This is a genomic window from Helicobacter enhydrae (genome assembly GCF_001693335.1).
Lineage (GTDB): Bacteria > Campylobacterota > Campylobacteria > Campylobacterales > Helicobacteraceae > Helicobacter_G > Helicobacter_G enhydrae.
Window position 1 is genome coordinate 16,652 of sequence record NZ_CP016503.1, and the last position, 16,692, is coordinate 33,343.

The following is a 16,692-nucleotide window of genomic DNA, read 5'->3' on the forward strand; positions in this document are numbered from 1 at the left end:
GGAGGATTTGATGTTGGCGGTTGCTGGAATAGAGTTGATGCAAAAAGTGCAGACTCCTCGCGATGTGAATCTAGAAGACAAAAGGGTTTTGATTCGCGTTGATTTCAATGTCCCAATGGATCAGGAGTTCAACATCTCTGATGATACGCGTATGCGTGAAGCTTTGCCTACAATCAATTATTGTATTGATCAGGGGGCAAAAAGCATCATACTTGTGAGCCATTTGGGACGCCCAGTGGGCAAAAATCCAGATTTTTCATTGAAGCATATCCTTAAGCGTTTGGAGCGTTTGTTGGGCAAAACCGTGGTGTTTGCCGATGATATTGATAGTGCCAAAAGTATCCAAGCGACGGTGAAAAACAACAATATCATTCTGCTTGAAAACATTCGTTTCTATGAGGGGGAAGAGCGTAACGATGAGGCACTTTCAAAAGAATTATCAAGTTTGTGTGATGTGTATATCAATGATGCCTTTGGGACGAGCCATAGGGCACACGCTAGCACTTATGGAATCACGCGATTTGTGCCACACAAAGTCGCAGGACTTTTGCTCAAAAAAGAGATTGATTCTTTTGCCAAAGCGTTTTCTAATCCATTGAAGCCTGTTTTGTTGATTGTGGGCGGAAGTAAGGTGAGCTCCAAGCTTGAATTGTTGAATAATATTTTGGATCTAGTGGATAAAATCATCATCGGCGGAGCGATGAGCAATACTTTTCTCAAAGCTTTGGGGTGCGAAATGCAAAAATCACTTGTAGAAGAAGATTTGGTGGGGGAAGCACTCAAAATTTTGGAACACGCCAAAGAAAAAAAGGTAAAGGTGTATTTGCCCGTCGATGTTGTAAGCACGGATTCTTTGAATGCACCAAAAGAGATCAAAATCACTCCTGTGCAAGATGTGCCTGAGAATTTTATGGCTGTGGATATTGGACCTGCGAGCACCAAGCTGTTTGCTCAAGTCGTGCGTGATAGCCAAACGATTGTTTGGAATGGACCTTTGGGTGTGTATGAGGTGAGCCAATTCTCTAGAGGGACTTTTAATATTGCTCATAGCATTTCTGATGCGTATGCTTTTAGCTTGATTGGTGGTGGTGATACGGCTGATGCGATTGATAAGGCAGGAGAGAGGGATAATATGAGCTTCATTTCTACAGGTGGTGGGGCATCTCTTGAGCTTTTGGAAGGCAAGGTTTTACCAGCCTTTGAAGTGTTGGACAAAAGATAAAGTGGGGCATTGCGTAGAGTGATCAAGATTTTTGCTAGAGAAGATCAAAAAATTTTACAAAAAAACCTCCATGATTCTTTGCTGCAAAATATTTTGTGGATTGATTTGCAAGATCCGACTAATGATGAGGTGAGTTATATCGCTCAAACCTACAATCTTGAAATCCCAAGCAACGAGGAGCGAGAGGAGATTGAGGAGAGTGCGCGTTATTGGGAAGATCCTCAAAGTATCACGATTAATACTTATTTTTTGATTCCTTCAGTCAAAGATAGACGCGTCAATAACCAAACGATTACTTTTATTTTGCACCAAGATATTTTATTGACGATACGCTATGGGGATTTTAGCGTCTTTGATGAGACGCAAAAAACCCTTCTTGCAAATCCTATTGATTACAACAATGGGTTTGAAGTCATTAGCAAGATCTTTGAGATTCGTGTGGAAAAAGATGCGGATATGTTGGAAAACTTCGCAAGATCAACGCGCGCTTTGAGGGCAAAGGTTTTTGATCAAGATATCCACGCTTATGATGAAATGCTTGCCCATCTCTCAAGGTTGCAAGAGTTTAATATGGAAGTGCGTGATTCTTTGTTTGACAAACGACGCGCGATTACTGCGATGCTCAAGAGTATCAAACCAAGTGGGGAGATCAAAAAGAATCTCACGATTATTTTGAAAGACATCAATTCTCTGATTGAGTTTGCAAACACTAGTATGAATGCTCTAGATAACATTCAAAGTCTGCTAACCAATCAGATCAATATCGAGCAAAACAAGACAATCAAGCTTTTCACGGTTGTGACCGTTGTGATGATGCCTCCTACATTGATTGGGACAATCTATGGTATGAACTTCAAGCATATGCCTGAATTGGAGTGGAGCTTTGGTTATCCTTTGGTGATTTTGATAATGATACTTTCTACGCTTTTTCCATTTTTGTATTTCAAGAAAAAGGGTTGGTTGAAATAAGGAATTATTAGCTAAAATTTTTCTGATATATTTTAAGTAAGGAGAGAGAATGCTAGAATGGATAGCAGATCCTCAAGCGTGGGTGACTCTGATCACTTTGAGTGCCTTAGAGATTGTGTTGGGGGTTGATAATATTATTTTTCTTGCCGTGTTAGTCAATAAGCTTCCAGAACATCAACGCAATGCGGGGAGAATCTTTGGCTTGGCGTTGGCTATGCTTACGCGTATTGCATTGTTAGCTTCTATTGTTTGGATTATGAGATTGCAAACTCCGCTTTTTAGCTTGATGGGTGTTTCTATCAGTGGGAGAGATTTAGTGTTGATTAGTGGTGGAGCATTTTTGATTTACAAAAGCATCCAAGAGATTTATGCTCAAATCCAAGATGAAGAGATGATACAAGTCAAGCGTTCGGGTGGGTTTATATTGACTTTGATTCAGATTGCTATTTTGGATATTGTGTTTTCTTTGGATTCTGTGATTACTGCTGTGGGAATGGCTCAAGATCTTGAGATTATGATTTTGGCGATTGTAGTTGCTGTAGGGGTGATGATGTTTGTCAGCAAGGGGGTTGCAGATTTTGTTCAAACTTATCCTACTATCAAAACCTTAGCCCTTGCTTTTTTGATTTTGGTGGGCGGGGTTTTGATTTTGGATGGTTTTGCTGTGCATATTCCCAAAGCTTATGTTTATTTTGCGATGGGCTTCTCGCTTAGTGTGGAGTTGATCAATCTTTATATCAAGAAAAAAAGTGCATTGAATCAATCAAGCGATTAAATGAGACTGATAATCGGGGTATGCCTCTTTTGTATAGGGCTGTGGGGTGATGATAGTGGAGCAACACAAGCATTTGCCCCTTATACCAAGCATTATTTTTCTATCACAACGCAAAATGATTCGTATTTCAATGTGTTTATTGATCGCTATTACACCGCTGGGCATAGTTTGCTCTATAGCTCACAAGAGGGCAAATATGGGGTGCTAGATTCGCTAGGTTTGCTCGATGGTTTCACTTCGTGGAGTTTGGTGCTATCTCAAAGCATTTATACTTCTAGAAATCGCCAAGACAGGCGTCCTGAGATAGGGGATCACCCATTTGCAGGATTACTCAATCTTGCTTTTTTGTGGCACCACCGCTCTGTTAATGCGTTGGAGAATCTAAGCGTGAGAGTGGGGGTAGTGGGGCGTTATTCGTTTGCAGAAGAAGTGCAAAATGGGATTCATAGACTATTTGATAGTGTGATTTTGAAAGGCTGGGATACACAAATCAGTGATGGCTGGATTGTCAATCTCTCCTATGATTGGACTTATCGCTACCCAATCTGTGATTTTGGAAATTTTGCAATCGATGTTTTGCCCTATGTTGATGTGGCGGTGGGAAATGCAAATATATATGCCAAAGCAGGGGCTGTGATGCGTCTAGGGCATCATCTTGATAGCACATTTTTGCCACAGGGGATAGGGGGTGAGAATGGGGGTGCAAATAGTGGGAGGAATTTTGCAGATGGGCTTGGATATTATCTGTTTGTAGGCTCTTATGGTGAGTTTGTTGGTCGCAATCTTTTTGTCCAAGGGCATTATGGGGATTCTTATCCTGATGCGAAAATGCGTCAATGGATTGGTGGGTTGCGTGCAGGGCTATCTATCATCTCTGAAACGATGAGTTTCACCTATCAAATCTTTTATTTGAGTGCAGAGTTTGAGAAGCAAGACGCCCCTCATGGCATAGGAAGTTTGAATTTTGCGTGGAGTTTTTGAGTGTTTAGAATCATTATAGGTTTGTGTGTGGCAAGTATCGTATGGGCTCAACATCCATACAAAAAGCATTTTGTATCCTTTGTGACGCAAAATGATGGCTATGTTTTTCCAATGATTGATCGTTATTACACTGCAGGGCATAGTTTGCTCTATGCGTCTGCTGAGGAGAGTGGTGGGGGCATAATAGGTTGGATTGATGGGAATCATTCTTTCAATCTTGCAATTTCTCAAAGCATTTATACAGCAAAATCCAAATTTGCCACTACGCCAAGCCCACAAGATCATCGATATGCTTCTTTTATGACATTGAGTGCATTTGTGACAAATCGCAATCTAGAATGGCTAGAAAACATCGGATTGCTCGTTGGTGTCGGTGGCAAATGGTCGTTTGGTCAAGAGGTGCAAAACGGCATTCATCAGATGATGGGTGTGGGACTAGCAAATGGTTGGGGGACACAGATTGCTGATGAGTGGGTTGCAAATCTGTATTATGACTTGACTTATCGTTATAGGGTTTTTGAGGGGGAGGCGTTGGGGCTAGAGGTATTGCCCAATCTAGAGTTTGCATTTGGCAATCTCAATGTCTATGGCAAGGCTGAAGTGTTTGTGCGTATCGGTCATCATCTTGATAGCACATTTTTGCCAAGAGGGGTGATTGGCGAGGGGGGTGGATTGCAGAGTGGGAGGGTGTATGCTGATGGGCTGGGAGTTTTTGCGTTTGTGGGTATTGGCGGGGCTTATGTGTTGAGAAATATGGCGATTGAGGGGAATTTGTTTGCACCAAGAGGGGGTATATATGAGGCGGATTTGATGCATTGGGTGGGCAAGTTTAGGGGGGGCGTGTCGATTGTATCGGGGGTTTTGAATACAAGTTATGAGATCATCTATACAAGCAAAGAGTTCAAACAGCAAGATGGATGGCATTTTGTAGGAAGCATTAGCCTATCATGTAGTTTTTGAGTTATGAGTTGGTTATAATTTCTAAAAAAGAGGAGACAAAATGACAAAAGATAGCAATGGCGTAGAATTGAACGCAGGTGATAGCGTGCAAGTGATCAAAGATCTCAAGGTGAAGGGGGCTTCAGGCACGATCAAAAGAGGCACTATTGTAAAAAACATTCGCTTGACAAACAAAGACGATGAAATCGAGGGCAAGGTGGATAAAATGGGGATGATTGTCCTCAAAACTTGCTTTTTGAAAAAATCTTAATGTCAAGAGAGGTGATCATCGTAGGCTATCAGGCTTATGATTTTGCACCTTCATTGGTGGTGGGGCAAATCCGAATCTATGATTTTTGCCTTGATTTTTCAAGATTTGATTCGCTTATTTTCACTTCCAAAAATGCAGTGTTAGCACTTGAGAAAAATGCCAAGAAATATCCACAGATGGATGTTTGGAGGCAATTACCAAGCTATGTGATTGGCAGAGGCACCCAAAAAGAAGTTTTGGCGTGTGGTGGGAGAGTGGAATACATCGCTCAAAATGCACACGGAGCGGAGTTTGCTCAAGAGTTATGCAAGATTTTGGAAGGGCAAAGAGTGTGCTATTTGCGTGCAAAGATCACGCATTCTAAGCTTGAAGAATATTTGTGGCAAAGTAGGATTGATGTCAGTGTCCAAAACGCCTATGAAAGCCACCCTATAGCTTTATCCCAAACACAAGCCCCCAAAGAACATAGCATTTTGCTTTTTACCGCCCCTAGTGCTTATAAGTATTTCTCTCAAAATTTTGCTTGGAATACAAATTATATTGCCGTTGCATTGGGGCAAACCACCTATCAATCTTTTGATTCCAATATCAAGGCGTTTTGTTCTCCTTATCAAGACATCAAAAAGGCTCTAGGGTTTTGCCAAACGCTAAGAATCTGATTGCAAAATCACGCAGAATCCAAAGAATTTGATTTCATTATTTTTGCTTATTGTCGATATTATCAAAGCTAGACAGGGAAGTTTAGTGTAATCATATAAAAAGGAGTTTATAATGGCTTTTCAGGTCAATACAAATATCAATGCGTTGAACTCTCACGCTCAGTCAGTTTTTACTCAAGGTAAATTGAAAAATGCTTTGGAAAAATTGAGTTCAGGTTTGAGAATCAACAAGGCGGCAGATGATGCTTCTGGTATGGTGATCGCAGATAGTTTGAGATCACAAGCAGCAGGTTTGGGTCAAGCGATTCGTAATGCTAATGATGGAATTGGGATTATCCAAATTGCTGATAAAGCAATGGATGAGCAAATCAAGATTCTGGAAACTATTAGAGTGAAAGCAACTCAAGCAGCTCAAGATGGTCAATCATCAGAATCAAGAAAAGCGATTCAAAATGACATTACTCGTTTGATTCAGGGGCTTGATAATATTGGTAACACAACAAGTTACAATGGTATTTCTTTGCTTTCTGGAACATTTACAAACAAAGAGTTCCAAATCGGTGCTTATTCTAATCAGACTATTCGTGCAACAATCGGTGCAACAACATCCGATAAGATTGGTCAAGTGAGAATTGAAACAGGGGCAAACATTTCGGCTGCTTCTACAGTTTCTTTGACATTCAAACAAGCAGATGGTGCTAGTGATGTGACTCTTGAGAGTGTTGTAATTTCGCATTCTACAGGAACAGGAGTTGGTGCTTTGGCTGAGGTGATCAACAAGAATTCTGACAAAACAGGAATCCGTGCACAAGCCAATGTGCAAACAACTTCTGACACAGCAATCAAGGCTGGAGACATCAAAGGTCTATCAATCAATGGCGTAGTCTTTGGTGATATTATGAGCATCAAAGAAAACGATTCTGATGGTCGTTTGGTGGCAGCGATCAATGCGGCTTCTGCAGATACAGGTGTTGAGGCTTATACTGATGGTCTTGGTCGTTTGAATCTTAGAAGTATCGATGGTCGTGGAATCTATGTGAAGTCTGGTGATTCTGGTCCTAATGCAGCGATTGCGACTTTGAATGGTGGTCAAGAGCTTAAAGCAGGATCAAGCAACTATGGAAGATTGTCTTTGACTCGTCTTGATGCAAGAGATATTCAAGTAGTTTCAGCTCCCGGAATTTCTGGAGGTGCAGACTTTAGAGCTATTGGTTTTGGTGTAGGACAAGCAGCAGAGACAACAGTCAATCTAAGATCTGTTTTGGGTGAATTTGGTACAGCAGTGAAATCTGCGGCTGGTGGAAACCAAAACGCTGTGATTGCAAGTAGTGCTGCCACTCTTGGTGCTGGTGTTACAACATTGGTTGGTGCAATGGTTGTAATGAATATCGCAGAATCTGCACAAAAAACATTGGATAGAATCAGAGCGGATATGGGTTCTGTGCAAAATCAAATGACAAGCACAATGGACAATATCACAATCACTCAAGTGAATGTCAAAGCTGCTGAATCTCAAATCCGTGATGTTGATTTTGCTGCAGAGTCTGCTGATTTCAGCAAATACAACATTCTTGCTCAATCTGGTAGCTATGCAATGTCTCAAGCAAATGCGTTGCAGCAAAACATCCTAAGACTTCTTAGCTAAGTTTTATGAGAACCTAACTTCCCAATCTTTTGAGATGGGGGAGGGGGTCGCAAATGAAAATCCTCAATTCTTTCGAACTCTTTACTTTTTTGAAAAGTCAAAATCTTTTGCATTCCTCTCCGTCGTGGTGGTGGCACAAAGTTGGAACTTTTGAAGTGATTGTTGGTGCGATTTTGACACAAAATACGCGTTGGGAAAATGTAGAAAAATCTCTTCAAAAGCTCCAAGAAGCACAGATCCTCATCGGAGAGAATCAGCAAGATTTGATAAATTTCGCAAACATAGATTCGGCATTATTGGAGAGCTTGATTGCTTCAAGTGGCTTTGCACGACAAAAGAGTAAGCGTTTGATTACTTTATGTCAAGAGATATTGAGGAATTTTGGTAGTTTTGAAAGCTTTGTTGAGAGTGTTGATGCGGAGTGGTTGATTGCTCAAAAAGGGATTGGTCGTGAGACTCGTGATAGCATTTTGAACTATGCTTGTCAGCGAGAAGTGATGGTGGTTGATCAATATAGCTATAGACTTTTGTTAAAATGTGGGTATGAGATTGAGGAATATGAGGCTTTGCAGTCTTGGTATGCAGAAGGTGTGCTTGAAAATCTAGATAAGATTATCAGACTTTATGATTTTCCAATTTCTTTGGCACAGATTTATGCGAGATTTCACGGGAAAATCGTGGAGTTTGCCAAAAAAAATAATGGCTTCAAAAAGGATTTTGAACTTGAATTTTGAGAGAATGTTTTGTGTATTTTTACCTATTTGTCTTTTGGCAAATCCTATGATTGAAACGAAAATCGATGATAACAAAAACAAAGAATCGCAGTTTGAACCTGCCAAAGTCACTTCAAAGTATTATGCTTCAATGGATATTTCTTTGACTTATTCGCAATTTTTCAATCATCTTTTCCATATGCATTCTTTCAATGGGTTGAATTTCAATATAGATACGGGGTGGGTTTTGGGGGAGAGTCAAAATGTGCTTGTGGGTATTGCTTTGGGAGGGTCTGTCGGCACGGGCGGTATCAATGGCATGTATGGATTATTCCCCGCAATAAAAGTCGCAGGGAGGGTGCTAGAAGGTCGCTTGATCCCCTATGCCAAGATTGGTGCTGGGCTTGAGCACCTGCCATTTTTGTTTCGAAACAAACAAATGAACGCTTATGGTGTGTTTGTAGAGGGGGGATTGTTTGTGGATATTGCAAAGGGTTATGGGATGAGTTTGGCACATCGCTATCTTTTTGGTCGTATGCAGGGGTTGCCTTTGAATGTGCATAACTCAAGCTTAATGCTTGGATTTTCATTTTATGATTTTGATTTGAGTTGGTGATGAGATATTTTGTCGTTTTGATTACTTTTTGTGCTTGTATGTGGGCGTGTGAGGGGGATTGTGCGAGTTGTCACACAACGCTTGATTATCAAAATGACAAGCGTCATCAGCCAATGCTAGAGTGCAAAAAATGTCATACACCAGAGCAAATGGAGCAAATCGATATGGGGGGATGTGGGAAAGATTGCTTTGCGTGTCATAATGCACAAAAATTAAACGATCCCAAATTGGCTCAATCTCACAAACAGATTCTTAAATGTATCGAGTGTCATACAAAACTTGATAAATTCAATCTCAAGCAGTTTTTTGATCCGCAGATTAAGCCTGTAGAAAAGAGTTTTTTCCAAGAGCTCCCTAAGATCGGATCTTGATTGCAAACGCAATCAGTGAGCGATACAAGCACAAATACAGCACCACAAAAAAACAGCTTTGCAAAAATAGAAACATCGTATTTGTGGCAAAAAAAGTTGCACTGAGCATAAAGGGTAATGCAAAACAACAGACAAAAAGTGAGGTTTTGGGGTTGGAGCGTAGCCTGCGTTTGTGGATAAGTGTGTGAATGTGCAAATTGTCAGGTTGCATTGGTGAAAGATGACGCACTATTTTTCTCCGATAGATTGAAAAAATCACTTCCCAAAAAGGATAGATTAATAGGGCGATTCCAAACCAAGGTGAGATTTTCTGTGTTTCTTCTAGTGGAGTTTGTGTGGTATAAATCAATAGAGTTGCCAAAACAAATCCCAAAAAATATGCTCCCCCATCTCCCAAAAAAATCTTGCCCTTTGGAAAATTGAAAAACAAAAAGCCTAGCACCCCACCAATCAAAGCATAGATTATGGGAGCAAGAAACGAAGAGGAGGGCAAAAGGATTGACAAACAAACAAAAGCAATGCAAGAAATCCCTCCAGCTAAGCCATTAAATCCATCAATGATATTGATGGCATTGATGATTCCAACAATTGCAAACACGCTAAAAGGAATGGCAATCCAAAATGGGAGAGAAATGCCAAATCCCAAGTATTGCAAATATGATCCACTCACACTGATGAAAATGATAGCCCCAAGGCATTGCAATGCAAGGCGTAGTTTGGGACTAAGCGTCCCTCGCAAATCCTCTATCACCCCACTAGCAAAAACCACCAATCCTCCTATCAAGATTCCCATAAACAAAGGAAGGTCGTTTTGAATAAAAAAAAGGGCAATGAGTGCAAATGAGAGAAAAATCCCAATCCCTCCACATCGTGGAGTGGGTAAGCTATGAACGCGTTGAGGTTTATCGCTTGCTTCAGAATCAATAAAGATTTGCAATCGTCTTGATAGAGGAATCATTACAAGATGACACAAAAGAGATATGCCTAGTCCAAGAATCACCAAAAACAAACAAACCCCTTATCACATCGCTTGATTTTTGTTGAGAGAGATTTCCCATTCATAGGCACTTTTGCAAATCAGTGTTAAATCGTTGTATTGAGGTTTCCAAGTGGTGCATTCCAAGATTTTTTGGTTGCTAGCGATTAGCATCGCAGGATCACCATCGCGAGGAGCATCGATTCGCACCTCAAAATCTATGCAGCTGACTTTTTTCATCACTTCAATCACTTCCTTGACGCTATATCCTTGATTGTAGCCCACATTGAAAATATTGGATTTTTGGTGCGTGTATAAATAATCTAGGGCAGAAATATGGGCTCTAGCCAAATCGTTGATATGGATATAATCTCTGATACAGCTTCCATCGGGTGTTGTGTAAGTGTCCCCATAGATTGACATTTGATGTCTTTTGCCCGTTGCACATTCACTTGCTACTTTGATGAGGTGGGTTGCATTGAGGCTTCTTTGTCCAAGCCCACCGCCATTTTGAAGTTCTTGAGGGGTGTTGTCATAATTTGCCCCTGCGACATTGAAATATCTTAGGGCGACATAACAAAAGTCATTTGCCTTGCTCACATCAAGCAAGACTTGCTCACTCATGAGTTTGGAGTATCCATAGGGGTTGATCGGAGATGTGGGAGTGCTCTCTGTCACAGGGTTGCAAGAGGGCTCACCATACACTGCGGCAGTGGAGCTAAAAATAAAGTTTTTGATTTTGTGCTTGAGGCATAGGTTGATGAGGTGTGTTGTGTTGGCGGTGTTGTTGAGGTAGTATTTGGCGGGATTGCTCATTGATTCGCTCACAACAATAGAGGCGGCAAAATGCACGATCGCATCAAAATGGTTGTTTTGCAAAAAGTGATCGAGCTTTGCTAGTTCATTGAGATCCATTTGCACCATTTGCACTCTATCGCCAAATTTTGCGGATAAATACTTATAGTTTTGGATAAACCCGGTGCTTAGATTGTCAAGCAGTGTGATTTGTGCGTCTGTGTTTTTCAAAAATTCATAGGCTGTATGGGATCCAATGTAGCCACTTCCTCCAGTCAAGAGCAATTTCATCTGATTTCCTTATGTTTGATTGAGCTGTTATTATATACTAGTTTCAAATTATGCTAAAGATGAGCATTGCTGAATCTATCTCTTCGTGTATTCGCAACATTTGCAAGAGATGTTGTCGCATAGGGTTTGCAGGGTTTCTGTGATGGCATAATTGAAGTTTTCTTTCCCTCGTTGTTGCTGTTGCACAAACCCCGCATCTACCAATACTTTCAAATGATGTGCCAATGTAGATGCTTTGATCTCTACCTTTGCTTGTAGATCTTTGATGTTTAGCCCCTCTGGGTGGTGTTGTAATAGGGTGATATAGACCAATAGGCGTGATTCTGACCCCAATGCCTGAAAGCCTTGAGCAAAATGTGTGAGAGATTCCATCAGAATGCCTCCTTCATAAAATAATAGGTTGCAAGAAATTGAACACATATCCAATGATAATGATTGTTACTGCAAGAATCATAGCAAGTTTTATGATAACTCTTTTCTGCAAAACGCTCCCTAGCAAAATAAACGATGGTATCGAGACCACCGAAGAAGCCATCACAAAAGATAATGCTGTCCCAAGTGCTGCACCCGAATCTAATAGAGATTTTGCAACAGGAATAAGGGCAACATCATCTGAATAAATAGGGATACCTATCAAAGTAGCAATTATTGGTGCAATATAATTGCTTGTGCCAAGCGGGGTTGCGATCCATTCTTTGGGTATTGCTCCATGGATCAAAGCACCAAGAGCCACGCCTATCAAAATGTATTTGTATGTTTTTTTCAAAATGCCTATTGCTTCGGTTGCAGATTGATAGAACAGATTCTTTTTGGGGTTGTTGTCGCTTTTGGCACTATCGCAACAATGAGAAAACTGCACAATGTTTTGTGCATCATAACAAGCGGAGCTTTGGGGGTTTGGACTGATTGAGAAGCCAAAAGTTTGTTTCATTTTGCTTTCTGTGTCCGTGCTGTAATGGTGGAGTGCTGATGTAGTGCGATGTCTCTGGGATAAAAGAGTGGGGGTGAATAGCTGTTTGTCTGATGCTCTAGACAAAATCAATCCTGTGATCACACCTGCAATGACGCCTTGAATGATGTAGATGAGAGTTACCCAAAGTCCAAATTGTGTAAATAACAAAATCATAGAGGTTTCTTGCACGAGTGGTGCAACTATCAGATACACAAACAAAGCACCTGTTGGCACATTGAGGGCAGATAGAGAGATAAACGCTGGAATAGCACTACAAGAGCAAAATGGCGACACGATTCCTAGCAAAGCCATTGAGCCATAAGCGATGATTTTGGGTTTGCGATTGAGAGAATGTGCTAGTTTTTCATCCAAAAAGCGAATTCGAACAAAAGTAAAAAATGTAAGCCCAACAAGCAAAACAATAGATAGAAAAAAGACTTCATACAAGAAAAATGCCAAGCCATTTGCAAGAGATATGGGCAAACCTATTTGCAAAAACAAGTTTCCCAAAAACTGATACAACGATTCCATCGTGATAACCTCCGATAAATATAACTAAAAAACTAATTTTATAGTTATATTGTATATATCAAGATATTTTGATTCAATATTTTGGATTTGATTTGTGCTTGGCTCTCTTGATGTTGGGGCTTGATTGTGGGGGGGGAATGCCTAGAGTAGGGGAGTGTAGGCATTGTCATCTCTTGGGCTTTGCATTTGGAGATTTTGATTTGTGGTGGGATGTATGAGAAGCAATGTAACCACTTCCACTGCTCAAAGGTGCTTTCATCTGATTTCCTTGATTTTTTGTCGAGTTGTTGTTATATACTAGTTTCAAATTATGCCAAGCAAGTATAATTTGATTTTAAGATGAGGTCATCTAACACAAAGGACAAACTATGGAGTGCAATACATTGAAAATGTCGATTTTGGTTTCGCCAAGTGTAGCTAATTTTAGTGGAGTGATGCACGGAGGTGAGTTGCTCAAAACACTCGATCATGTTGCGTATGCTTGTGCTACCAAATATTGCGGGTATGGCGTTGTGACAATAAGCGTGGATCAAGTGATTTTCAAAAGCCCCATTCCTATTGGCTCATTGCTCAATTTTTATGCTTCAGTCAATTATGTGGGCAAGAGTAGTTGTGAAGTTGGGATTCGCGTCGAGTGCGAGGATTTGAAAAGTCGGGCTGTCAAGCATTGCAGTAGTGCTTATTTTACAATGGTTGCATTGGGTGCCAATAGACAAAAAGTCGCGATGCCTCCTTTTGTCCCACAAAGCGATGAGCAGAAGCGTCGTTATGCAGAAGCGATTGATCGACGCGAAAAGCGAAGTATGTTTTATGCGACAAAGCAATAAGTGGGAGCCTCAAAGCTGGAGAAAATTCCCAATCAAACAAGCTCCACAATATCGCAATCTCGAGGAGTTGGAGAGAGTTGAGGGTGAGCTAAGGGGCTATCCTCCTTTGGTGTTTGCCAAAGAGGTGGATTTGCTCAAAGCAAAATTATCAAGAGTGAATGAAGAGAATCTGTTTATCTTGCAGGGTGGGGATTGTGCAGAGAGTTTTACGCGTTTTGGTGGGCAAAGGATACGCGATTTTTATAAGCTTATGTTGCAAATGAGCGTGATTTTGGGCTTTTGTAGTGGAATGGAAATCCTAAAGATTGGCAGAATCGCAGGGCAGTTTGCCAAACCGCGTAGCGAGGAGTTTGAAGAGATCGATGGCAAGATGTTGCCAAGCTTCCGTGGGGATATCATCAATGGGAGTGAGCCTACCGCAGAATCTAGAGTGCATCAGCCCCAAAGAATGCTCCAAGCGTATCATCAGTCTGCTTCCACCCTCAATCTCTTGCGTGCGTTTTGCAATGGTGGAATGGCAGATTTGCATTTGATTCAGCAATACAATCTTGATTTTGTGCGAAGCCACCCTATGGGTGAAAAATACCAAACGCTCACTCAAGAGATCTCCCAATCCCTTGCTTTTATCGAGAGTTGTGGTATCGAGGCTAAACAAGCCCCCAAGTTAAGCGAGTTTTTCATAAGCCACGAAGCCTTGCTTTTGCCCTATGAAGAGTGTTTGTGTCGCACGGATAGCTTGAGTGGCAGGATTTATGATTGTTCTGCACATTTTTTGTGGATTGGGGAACGCACTTTTGATTCTCAAGCACATCTTGAGTTTATGCGAGGGATTAGCAATCCAAAGGGGATCAAAGTCTCTCCAAGGATGACATCTACGGATTTGCTTAGGTTGCTAGATTGGTTCAATCCTGATAATCAAAAAGGGGAAATCGTGCTAATCGTGCGTATGGGAGAAACCATCAAGCACTCTCTCCCGCCACTGCTTGAAGTGCTTGAAAAAGAGAAGCGTGAAGTGGTGTTGCTCAATGATCCAATGCACGGCAACACGATCAAACAAGGTGGTATCAAAACGCGGTATTTTGCAAGTATTTTGCAAGAGTTGGATCGTTTTTTTGAGATTTGTGCAGATTGTGGTATGAAAGCTGGAGGTATCCATCTTGAAATGACAGCAGAAGAGGTGACAGAGTGTATAGGTGGAATGATTGATGTGGGGAGTTTGAGCAAAAATTATCAAACCACTTGCGATCCACGACTGAATGCCTCTCAATCTCTAGAACTTGCTTTTGGACTCGGAGAGAAAATGAGGAAAAGATTTGGATAAGAGGGTTGTGCTGATTGATCATCATGATTCTTTTACTTACAACATTGTGCATTATCTGCAAGATTTGGGTGCTAGAGTTGAGGTGCTTGAAGCTCAAGAGGGGGTGAGCGAAGATCCTAGATTGTCTGAGGCTTCTCATATCCTCCTCTCCCCCGGTCCCGGTCACCCCAAAGACGCACTAGAGAGCTTGAATATTATCCAAAAGTTTTATAAAGCCAAACCAATTTTGGGAGTGTGTTTGGGACATCAGTGTATCGCTTTGGCTTTTGGTGGCAAAGTAGAGCGTGGAAAAGAGCCAATACACGGCAAAACTTCGAGATTGAGCTTTGTTGCCAACCCATTGTTTCAAGGATTGGAGCAGGGGTTTGGCGTAATGCGTTATCACTCTTTGTGCGTGAGTGTGTTGCCTAGTTCTCTTGAGTGCATTGCTACAAGTGAGGGGGTGATAATGGCACTCAAACATCGTGATTATCCCATCTATGGAGTGCAATTCCACCCTGAGTCGATTTTGTGTGAAAATGGCAAGGCGATATTTGAAAATTTTTTGATTTTGTCACAAACCTAGAAGGCTTTATTAATATGACTCAAGGTTATATTTTGCGGTACACATAAAGACTTCATAATCCAAGTAATGCGTGATTGCGTTTAAGTATTCTTTCTTGTAGAGCAACTTTAAACGAATGTTGTCGGTGTATTTCAAAACTACTTCATTGCCCACAAGATTATCAAGCAAGGCATTTTTGTTTCTAAAGTTAAGTCGTATTACTCTTTTGGCATTTTTATCAAGGGTGAATATTTTAGGAGAATTTGCATCAATGTAAATAAGATTTTGCCAATTGTCAATAGCTTTTAATGCATTAATGTCTTTTTCATAATAGAAATGTATAATATGGCGCCACTCATTTATAACATGTTTAAAGCTTTTTTTGTTTCATAGGGCGTTTGAGTTTTGATAAATTCCATAGTTACCCCCCCCCGCATATATAAAGTTTGGAGTCGTACTTGTTGTATTTAAAATATGGCATTTGTGCCAAAAGTCTTAGAATCTGCTGTGTTTCATTCATCCAATTATGAAAATCTCTTTTTTGTGTTTTGTCACCACCAAAGTTTTCAGGATTACAATAGAGCTGCAATTTCTCACATAATGCTTGTTTTTGAGATTCACTTAATTCTCTATAATCTCTAATCAATAAAACTATATCTCTACGACTATAACTTCTAGATTCTAAAACTTGATGCAAAAAAGTTGCAAAAAATAAGATTTCATAGATTGTTAAATAACCACTTCCTAGCTCTTGAATCATATGAAATATCTCTTCATCAAAACCCCGCATGAGATTTTTTAAGGCTATTATGAAAAGTAAATCTTGTTGTTGAATATCCTCACTCTGCAGAAACTCTCTGCCAAAAGGGGTAAGAGCGATGTATTTTATCACCACACCCTTATTATCAACAAAGGGTTCAAGCATTGTGCAGTTGTCATCAAATCTATCTATAAGCCCCATTCTATGTAAATCTACAAAAATATTTTTACGCAAAGAATCTTGTGTGCATCGCCCTAATTCTGCATTAATATTTATGGTGAGCTGTGCATATTCTTCTTCTCCATCTCTATTCGATGGGCGTTTGCTTGAGTCAGTTGTGCGAATTTGCAATAGTTCTGTTCCACAAATTGCATCAATCTTTTGCAAGATTATTAAAATAACTTCTTTCGTGTAGCGATTGTGTTGCGAAATTTGTAAACCCCTATAATTATCGTTTTGCATTCTTTTTACCAAAAATTTAATACATTCTCTACTAGCATCTATATTTAAAATCTCTTCTAAAAGACTTTGCAT

The 16,692-nt window shown here is 40.5% G+C and carries 19 protein-coding genes; 14 read left to right on the forward strand and 5 right to left on the reverse strand.

The genetic code is table 11. From position 1 onward, the window contains the following. Window positions 1–10 precede the first annotated feature (10 nt). From BBW65_RS00110 to BBW65_RS00160, 11 genes are all read left to right on the forward strand, one after another. On the forward strand, window positions 11–1,222 hold the full coding sequence (locus BBW65_RS00110) for a phosphoglycerate kinase (RefSeq protein WP_066338121.1): 1,212 nt from the start codon (window positions 11–13) through the stop codon (window positions 1,220–1,222). Window positions 1,223–1,240: 18 nt separating this feature from the next. After that, a complete protein-coding gene (corA, locus tag BBW65_RS00115; protein ID WP_066341697.1) occupies window positions 1,241–2,191 on the forward strand; it encodes a magnesium/cobalt transporter CorA in 951 nt (316 codons plus the stop codon). A gap of 49 nt (window positions 2,192–2,240) precedes the next feature. Continuing rightward, complete coding sequence (locus BBW65_RS00120; RefSeq protein WP_066338122.1) at window positions 2,241–2,966, forward strand: TerC family protein; 726 nt, start codon at window positions 2,241–2,243, stop codon at window positions 2,964–2,966. Next, a complete protein-coding gene (locus tag BBW65_RS00125) occupies window positions 2,967–3,947 on the forward strand; it encodes a lipid A deacylase LpxR family protein (RefSeq protein ID WP_066338123.1) in 981 nt (326 codons plus the stop codon). Beyond that, the gene (locus tag BBW65_RS00130; protein ID WP_066338124.1) at window positions 3,948–4,907 is read left to right on the forward strand and encodes a lipid A deacylase LpxR family protein; all 960 of its coding nucleotides are present in this window, start codon (window positions 3,948–3,950) and stop codon (window positions 4,905–4,907) included. Window positions 4,908–4,947: 40 nt separating this feature from the next. Then, entirely contained in the window at window positions 4,948–5,157 is a 210-nt protein-coding gene (locus BBW65_RS00135) for an alkylphosphonate utilization protein (protein WP_066338127.1), read from the forward strand. After that, the gene (locus BBW65_RS00140; protein ID WP_199919432.1) at window positions 5,157–5,816 is read left to right on the forward strand and encodes a uroporphyrinogen-III synthase; all 660 of its coding nucleotides are present in this window, start codon (window positions 5,157–5,159) and stop codon (window positions 5,814–5,816) included. The genes BBW65_RS00135 and BBW65_RS00140 overlap by 1 nt, the downstream gene beginning before the upstream one ends. Window positions 5,817–5,928: 112 nt before the next feature. Further along, on the forward strand, window positions 5,929–7,461 hold the full coding sequence (locus tag BBW65_RS00145; RefSeq protein ID WP_066338131.1) for a flagellin A: 1,533 nt from the start codon (window positions 5,929–5,931) through the stop codon (window positions 7,459–7,461). 59 nt (window positions 7,462–7,520) lie between these two features. Then, window positions 7,521–8,195, forward strand: coding sequence for a 3-methyladenine DNA glycosylase (locus BBW65_RS00150; protein WP_199919482.1), 675 nt, complete (start codon window positions 7,521–7,523; stop codon window positions 8,193–8,195). 46 nt (window positions 8,196–8,241) lie between these two features. Beyond that, on the forward strand, window positions 8,242–8,790 hold the full coding sequence (locus tag BBW65_RS00155) for a hypothetical protein (RefSeq protein WP_199919433.1): 549 nt from the start codon (window positions 8,242–8,244) through the stop codon (window positions 8,788–8,790). Beyond that, window positions 8,790–9,161 carry a hypothetical protein gene (locus BBW65_RS00160; RefSeq protein WP_066338140.1) on the forward strand — a complete coding sequence of 124 codons (372 nt, stop codon included), beginning with the start codon at window positions 8,790–8,792 and terminating at the stop codon, window positions 9,159–9,161. The genes BBW65_RS00155 and BBW65_RS00160 overlap by 1 nt, the downstream gene beginning before the upstream one ends. Here the strand turns inward: BBW65_RS00160 and BBW65_RS00165 are convergent. The 4 genes from BBW65_RS00165 to BBW65_RS00180 all read right to left on the reverse strand — a co-directional run bounded on the left by BBW65_RS00165 (window position 9,145) and on the right by BBW65_RS00180 (window position 12,706). After that, window positions 9,145–10,161 carry a glycosyltransferase family 4 protein gene (locus tag BBW65_RS00165; protein WP_233702153.1) on the reverse strand — a complete coding sequence of 339 codons (1,017 nt, stop codon included), beginning with the start codon at window positions 10,159–10,161 and terminating at the stop codon, window positions 9,145–9,147. The two genes, BBW65_RS00160 and BBW65_RS00165, sit on opposite strands and share 17 nt — an antisense overlap. Window positions 10,162–10,182: 21 nt before the next feature. Beyond that, the gene (gene galE / locus BBW65_RS00170) at window positions 10,183–11,223 is read right to left on the reverse strand and encodes a UDP-glucose 4-epimerase GalE (RefSeq protein WP_066338142.1); all 1,041 of its coding nucleotides are present in this window, start codon (window positions 11,221–11,223) and stop codon (window positions 10,183–10,185) included. Between the two features lie 75 nt (window positions 11,224–11,298). Further along, window positions 11,299–11,595 (reverse strand): ArsR/SmtB family transcription factor, encoded by a 297-nt coding sequence (locus BBW65_RS00175; protein ID WP_066338144.1) that lies wholly within the window; start codon window positions 11,593–11,595, stop codon window positions 11,299–11,301. A 13-nt stretch (window positions 11,596–11,608) separates the two neighbouring features. Next, entirely contained in the window at window positions 11,609–12,706 is a 1,098-nt protein-coding gene (locus BBW65_RS00180) for a permease (protein ID WP_066338146.1), read from the reverse strand. Window positions 12,707–13,074: 368 nt separating this feature from the next. On the opposite strand from BBW65_RS00180, the gene BBW65_RS00185 reads away from it, so the two are divergent. Genes BBW65_RS00185 through BBW65_RS00195 form a run of 3 tightly spaced genes read left to right on the forward strand, consistent with a single transcriptional unit; the run spans window position 13,075 to window position 15,419 of the window. Beyond that, window positions 13,075–13,533 carry an acyl-CoA thioesterase gene (locus BBW65_RS00185; protein WP_066338148.1) on the forward strand — a complete coding sequence of 153 codons (459 nt, stop codon included), beginning with the start codon at window positions 13,075–13,077 and terminating at the stop codon, window positions 13,531–13,533. Continuing rightward, window positions 13,475–14,854 carry a 3-deoxy-7-phosphoheptulonate synthase class II gene (locus BBW65_RS00190; RefSeq protein ID WP_407645227.1) on the forward strand — a complete coding sequence of 460 codons (1,380 nt, stop codon included), beginning with the start codon at window positions 13,475–13,477 and terminating at the stop codon, window positions 14,852–14,854. Before BBW65_RS00185 ends, BBW65_RS00190 begins: the two co-directional genes overlap by 59 nt. Further along, window positions 14,847–15,419, forward strand: coding sequence for an anthranilate synthase component II (locus BBW65_RS00195; RefSeq protein ID WP_066338159.1), 573 nt, complete (start codon window positions 14,847–14,849; stop codon window positions 15,417–15,419). The genes BBW65_RS00190 and BBW65_RS00195 overlap by 8 nt, the downstream gene beginning before the upstream one ends. A 400-nt stretch (window positions 15,420–15,819) precedes the next feature. Here BBW65_RS00195 and BBW65_RS00200 read toward each other — a convergent pair whose 3' ends face one another. After that, window positions 15,820–16,692: a restriction endonuclease subunit R gene (locus tag BBW65_RS00200; RefSeq protein ID WP_083985922.1), complete on the reverse strand. Its 873-nt coding sequence runs from the start codon at window positions 16,690–16,692 to the stop codon at window positions 15,820–15,822.

Coding starts and splice junctions, on each gene's coding strand:
- BBW65_RS00120 (WP_066338122.1), top strand. CDS start 2,241: ATGCTAGAATGGATAGCAGATCCTCAAGCGTGGGTGACTCTGATCACT.
- BBW65_RS00185 (WP_066338148.1), top strand. CDS start 13,075: ATGGAGTGCAATACATTGAAAATGTCGATTTTGGTTTCGCCAAGTGTA.
- galE (WP_066338142.1), bottom strand. CDS start 11,223: ATGAAATTGCTCTTGACTGGAGGAAGTGGCTACATTGGATCCCATACA.
- BBW65_RS00145 (WP_066338131.1), top strand. CDS start 5,929: ATGGCTTTTCAGGTCAATACAAATATCAATGCGTTGAACTCTCACGCT.
- BBW65_RS00125 (WP_066338123.1), top strand. CDS start 2,967: ATGAGACTGATAATCGGGGTATGCCTCTTTTGTATAGGGCTGTGGGGT.
- BBW65_RS00190 (WP_407645227.1), top strand. CDS start 13,475: ATGCAGAAGCGATTGATCGACGCGAAAAGCGAAGTATGTTTTATGCGA.
- BBW65_RS00135 (WP_066338127.1), top strand. CDS start 4,948: ATGACAAAAGATAGCAATGGCGTAGAATTGAACGCAGGTGATAGCGTG.
- BBW65_RS00200 (WP_083985922.1), bottom strand. CDS start 16,692: ATGCAAAGTCTTTTAGAAGAGATTTTAAATATAGATGCTAGTAGAGAA.
- BBW65_RS00155 (WP_199919433.1), top strand. CDS start 8,242: ATGATTGAAACGAAAATCGATGATAACAAAAACAAAGAATCGCAGTTT.
- BBW65_RS00160 (WP_066338140.1), top strand. CDS start 8,790: ATGAGATATTTTGTCGTTTTGATTACTTTTTGTGCTTGTATGTGGGCG.
- BBW65_RS00175 (WP_066338144.1), bottom strand. CDS start 11,595: ATGGAATCTCTCACACATTTTGCTCAAGGCTTTCAGGCATTGGGGTCA.
- BBW65_RS00140 (WP_199919432.1), top strand. CDS start 5,157: ATGTCAAGAGAGGTGATCATCGTAGGCTATCAGGCTTATGATTTTGCA.
- BBW65_RS00180 (WP_066338146.1), bottom strand. CDS start 12,706: ATGGAATCGTTGTATCAGTTTTTGGGAAACTTGTTTTTGCAAATAGGT.
- BBW65_RS00110 (WP_066338121.1), top strand. CDS start 11: ATGTTGGCGGTTGCTGGAATAGAGTTGATGCAAAAAGTGCAGACTCCT.